At 38.3% G+C, this 5309-nt stretch carries 5 protein-coding genes; 4 read left to right on the top strand and 1 reads right to left on the bottom strand.

Annotated elements, in window-relative coordinates; all coding sequences use genetic code 11:
- A partial coding sequence (ilvC, locus tag H5072_RS11040) for a ketol-acid reductoisomerase (RefSeq protein WP_004335714.1) occupies window positions 1-1471 on the bottom strand: 1471 nt, incomplete at its 3' end.
- Between the two features lie 138 nt (window positions 1472-1609).
- Between ilvC and ilvY the strand changes: the two genes are divergently transcribed.
- The 4 genes from ilvY to H5072_RS11060 all read left to right on the top strand — a co-directional run bounded on the left by ilvY (window position 1610) and on the right by H5072_RS11060 (window position 5274).
- Window positions 1610-2515 (top strand): HTH-type transcriptional activator IlvY, encoded by a 906-nt coding sequence (gene ilvY / locus H5072_RS11045; RefSeq protein WP_024594947.1) that lies wholly within the window; start codon window positions 1610-1612, stop codon window positions 2513-2515.
- Window positions 2516-2631: 116 nt separating this feature from the next.
- Complete coding sequence (locus H5072_RS11050) at window positions 2632-3678, top strand: GGDEF domain-containing protein (RefSeq protein WP_024594946.1); 1047 nt, start codon at window positions 2632-2634, stop codon at window positions 3676-3678.
- Between the two features lie 401 nt (window positions 3679-4079).
- Complete coding sequence (locus H5072_RS11055) at window positions 4080-4892, top strand: MipA/OmpV family protein (protein WP_024594945.1); 813 nt, start codon at window positions 4080-4082, stop codon at window positions 4890-4892.
- Between the two features lies 1 nt (window position 4893).
- Entirely contained in the window at window positions 4894-5274 is a 381-nt protein-coding gene (locus H5072_RS11060) for a DUF3019 domain-containing protein (protein WP_024594944.1), read from the top strand.
- The last annotated feature ends 35 nt before the right edge of the window (window positions 5275-5309 follow it).

Below are 5309 nucleotides of genomic sequence, written 5' to 3' on the forward strand. Positions count from 1 at the left end.
AAACAATCTTTTTCATTGCTGACATGTAGCCACGTAATTTAGCACCTACTTTTTCAACTGGGTGTTCACGAAGGGCGGCGTTAATTTGAATTAATGTTTGGTTATCAACTTGGTTACTGTGCTCGCCAAGGCCTTTACCAATGACATCTGTATCAATTTTTTTCATAAAATCTGCAAGTAATGGCAAACATGCATGGTTATATAGGTAACATCCATACTCTGCAGTGTCAGAAATTGTACGGTTCATTTCAAAAAGCTTTTTGCGTGCAATAGTATTAGCAATTAATGGCGTTTCATGTAAAGACTCGTAGTAAGCTGACTCTTCAATAATACCGGCTGCTGTCATGGTTTCAAAAGCAAGTTCAACACCTGCTTTTACCATTGCTACCATTAAAATACCGTTATCAAAAAATTCCTGTTCTGAGATTTCTACATCGCCAGCAGGGGTCTTTTCAAAGTTAGTCTCTGCTGTTTCAGCGCGCCATTTAAGTAAGTTTACGTCATCGTTATTCCAGTCTTCCATCATAGTGCGTGAGAAAGTGCCGTCGATGATGTCATCTTGATGCTTATTATAAAGCGGGCGCATAATTAGTTTTAGCTCTTCGCTTAGTTCGAACGCTTTTACTTTTGCAGGGTTTGAAAGGCGGTCAAGCATGTTTGTAACGCCGCCGTACTTAAGTGCTTCGGTAATTACTTCCCAGCCGTATTGAATTAGCTTTGATGCATAACCCGCATCAACGCCTTTTTCTATCATTTTATCAAAACATAAAATAGAGCCAGTTTGTAACATGCCACATAAAATGGTTTGCTCGCCCATTAGGTCTGACTTAACTTCAGCAATAAATGATGATTTAAGTACTCCTGCACGGTGTCCGCCAGTCCCTGCTGCATACGCTTTAGCTTGTGCTAAACCATGACCTTGAGGGTCATTTTCTGGGTGAACAGCAATTAGAGTTGGTACACCAAAACCGCGTTTGTATTCTTCACGTACTTCAGAACCAGGACACTTAGGCGCAACCATGATTACAGTAATGTCTTCACGTACTTGCATGCCTTCTTCAACAATATTAAAGCCATGAGAGTAGGCAAGTGTAGAGCCTTTTTTCATAAGCGGCATAATTGCACTTACTACAGCAGTATGTTGCTTATCTGGTGTTAAATTAAGTACTACATCAGCTGTTGGGATTAGTTCTTCGTAAGTGCCAACAGTAAAGCCGTTTTCAGATGCGTTCAAAAATGATTGGCGACGCTCAGAAATAGCTGATGCGCGTAATGTGTAAGAAACATCTAAACCAGAGTCACGTAAGTTTAAGCCTTGGTTTAAACCTTGTGCGCCACAGCCTACAATAACTAGTTTTTTACCTTTAAGTGCATCAACGCCATCGGCAAATTCGCCTGCGTCCATAAATTCACATTGCGCTAATTGCGCTAATTGCTCGCGTAAAGGTAAGGTATTGAAATAATTCGCCATTGTTAGTTTCCTATAAAGTCATGTTTGTTAGATGCGCAATGTTTACTGCGCTTACAAACACCATATGTAAAATCGTTGCTTGCGTAAAATGATATATTTGAATTAAAGTGTTTCATAATATGAAATGCAGGGGGTTGGATGGAACATAAGCACTTAAACTACTTTTTAGCGTTGGCTAAAACACTTCACTTTGGGCGCGCAAGTGAGCTTTGCCACATAAGCGCACCCACTTTGAGCCGAAATATAAAACATTTGGAAGAAGAAGTTGGAGTAGCATTGTTTATCCGCGATAACCGAAGCGTTAAATTAACGCGTGAGGGGGAGTCCTTTATTGATTACGCAACGGCAACGCTTGCTAATTGGCAACGTTTTAAAACGAATGTAAAAGACCCACAACAGCATATTTACGGCAAAGTAAGTATTTATTGTTCTGTAACTGCATCTTATAGTTTTTTACATCAAATATTAGAACAACTTCGTGCGCAGCATCAGTACATAGAGATAACATTAAATACAGGCGACCCAGCACTTGCTATAAATCGTGTGCTTGATGGCCACGAATTAATGGCAATTGCAGCTAAGCCTAATAAATTACCGTCGCAAATTGCCTTTGTTGATATTGGGCACTCACCACTTTTATTAATTGGCCCAAAAATTCAATGTCCGATCACACAAAAGCTTACACAAAATAGTGATGATATTAATTGGTCTGATTTAGAGTTTATTGTCCCAGAACAAGGTTTTTCTCGCCAAAGGTTAGAGCATTGGTGGCGCAAAAATAATATTCACGGAAAAATCTACGCTCAAGTTGCAGGACATGAAGCAATGGTATCTATGGTGAGCTTAGGACTAGGTGTCGCTATGGTCCCTAAAATAGTGCTAGATAACAGCCCGCTGCAGGATAAGGTACAAATACTAACACCAAAAATGCAAGCACCTGAAGGGTTTGATATCGGTTTGGCGGTATTAAGAAAAGAGTTAAATGACCCTGCAATCAGTGCGTTGTGGAATATTGCGCAAACTTTAGAAGCAAAAGCAATTTAATATACACACAGAGCAAGTAAATTAGTTAAATAGTATTAATATAGGTTGCGTATGAGTTTACTATTACTTAACATTGAGTGCTAATAATAAAAACAATGACGCTTGAGAGTTTATTTATGAACCACGCCGTATCACTTGCTCATTCTGCTCAATGCCTTAAAAAGGCGATTCCTTTGATGGTAAAATACCGCATGCCGGTTACGCCTATCAACTATGCAATTTGGTACTGTTACATTCAAGGGAGTAACCCTTCATTAAATGCTGAATTAGACCATGTTATTGCTGAGCAACAAACATGCTCACAAGACAAAGCAAAAGAAATTTTTGATAAGCATTTAACGCAAGACGATCTGGCTTTCTTTCAAGAAATGACTGAAAAGTTCCATACAACCATGGAGCAAGTCCAGCAAGATATAAGCACCACGCTTGAGCATTCCAAAAGCTTTACAACAAGTTTAGTTGATTCACAAAATGAATTAAATATGCTTGCTGATGTAAATTCTTATAATGAAATATTAGGTTGTGTAGAGCGCTTAACCGACGATTCTATTGCTATGCAGGATTATGCTAGAGAATTTCAAACTAAGTTAGCTGTTGCTTACAACGAAATAAAAGATTTAAAAGAAGCACTTAATATTTCAAAAGAAGCAGCTGATACCGACACGCTTACGGGGTTTTATAACCGAGGTAAGTTTGATTCAGATATCGTAAAATTTTGTTTTGAATACTCAGAGAAAGCACAGGAAGATTCTCTTGCCGTACTAATTATGTTTGATATTGATCACTTTAAACGTTTTAACGATGACTTTGGTCATCAAAAGGGTGACGAAGTGTTGAGGTTAGTTGCCAAAAAAGTGAGAGAAAATACAACTGAAACAGCAAATATATATAGATACGGTGGCGAAGAGTTTTGTATAACAGCTTATTTTGACACTATTAACGATATAATAGCGTTTGCCGATTGTATACGTTTAGCTATTGCGAAATTAGCGATTCGTAAAAAGCATGATATAACAGCTAAACGTGCTATTTCTGCAAGTTTTGGTTTAGCTATTTTACGTCCATTTACTAATAGCTCAGTTTTAGTTGAGCGTGCAGATAGAGCCTTATATATCGCAAAAACGCATGGCCGAAACCGAATAGAAATAGCCCCTGATATTTAATAAGCATCAGAAGCTTGATTTATTAAGGCTAAAGCCGCTATTAACTTTGGTAACCTAGTAGCTTGTAAGGTTAATAAAAAAAAGTTGTTAGAGTTGGCTTCCTGCAGATTTTATTTGAATTAAAGCATTTGCGAGGTTATCCCTCATTTCCAAAGTTTCTCAAAGCAGTGCCAGCTTAGCCAACGCACATAACTAATTTGAAGGGTTTGTCACTTCAAAAACACAAAAGTTAACATTTGTGTATACAAATTGTGAATAATTGTAACCAGCTAGAGCTAGTTTAAAAAGACCTTGCTAGTATGGGGAACTTACTTAATTTAATACTTTGATGTACGCTGATGCGGTATTCCTTCTCCTTATTAACTGCTCTATGTTTTAGCACTTTGTTTGCTTGCCTTTCGGTGCAAGCAACACAGGCAAGCAAGCATGCTGACGATTATACAGAGCAAGATATAACAACTGATCGCCTGCATTTGAGTTTAAGCGTTGGGGCTGGAGTTATAACCAACCCTTTGCATGGTGGAGATAATATTCCGCTTGTGCTTATTCCACAAATTGCGTTTTATGCAGAGCAATGGTTTTTTGATAATGGCCGCCTTGGCTATTCATTTTCACAATCCCCAAAGCATCACTTTAATCTAGTTAGTGAACTCAACTCTGAATCTCGCTTTTTTATAGACTGGCACCCTAAAAATGTATTTGCATTGCAAAGTAGTGCTCTTAATAATCAGTTTGTAATGCAAAATGAAGCCTCGTCCTCTCGCTACGCTGATATTGATAATTTGCATAAACGGCAAATTGCCTTGGATGCGGGTATTGCATATCACTATGTAAATGATGACCATGTTTTTTCAGTTCAGGCTCTGCATGATATAACCGATGTTTATCGAGGTGTACGCGGTGCATTGCAGTGGCAATATCATACTGTGCTAGGAAAGCTTAAAATAAAGCCAACACTTGGAATAAACTATAAATCTGCGGAACTAAATAGCTATTTTTATGGACTTAATGAGGGTGAAACTCAATTTGGCAAAATAGACGTTGGTAGTAGTTGGCAACCTTATGCTAAAATCGACGCCCGTTGGCCACTGAGTAAGGCTGACTCTCTTCGTTTTCATGTAGCATATTACGACTATTCGGCTATGGATGGCAGTCCGCTCTTTGAACGTACTTATTCAATGACTGCATTTATAGGATTCGATCGTACTTTTTAATATGAAGTATTCAATATTAGTTGTGTTTATTACCACTTTTTTTAGTGGTTTTAGTGTGGCACAAACCCCTGTTTTTAGTGTTTCTCCAAAAGTCTGCGTGGTTTCCGAACAGCAGGATTTTTGCGATCTTGATTTACAGTTTAAATGGCTATTAAACACCTATAGTGATGTCTGTTTGTATCAACAAGAACAACTACTTCAATGCTGGCAGCAGCAGCGTTCTGGGCAATTTAATTATAAAGCGCGTGTTCAGGTGGAGACCATATACTCCTTAATCAATCCTCATACGGGTGTGTTAATAGCAAAAACACAGGTTGAAGTACAAAGCGCCCATGCTAAAAAAAATAGGCGTAGGCTTCGCTCTCCGTGGAGCTTTTTTTAATTTAGGAGCAACTAATGCCAAAAATTTTACTTGTT

It is taken from the genome of Pseudoalteromonas sp. SR45-5, assembly GCF_014163565.1.
Taxonomy (GTDB): domain Bacteria; phylum Pseudomonadota; class Gammaproteobacteria; order Enterobacterales; family Alteromonadaceae; genus Pseudoalteromonas; species Pseudoalteromonas distincta.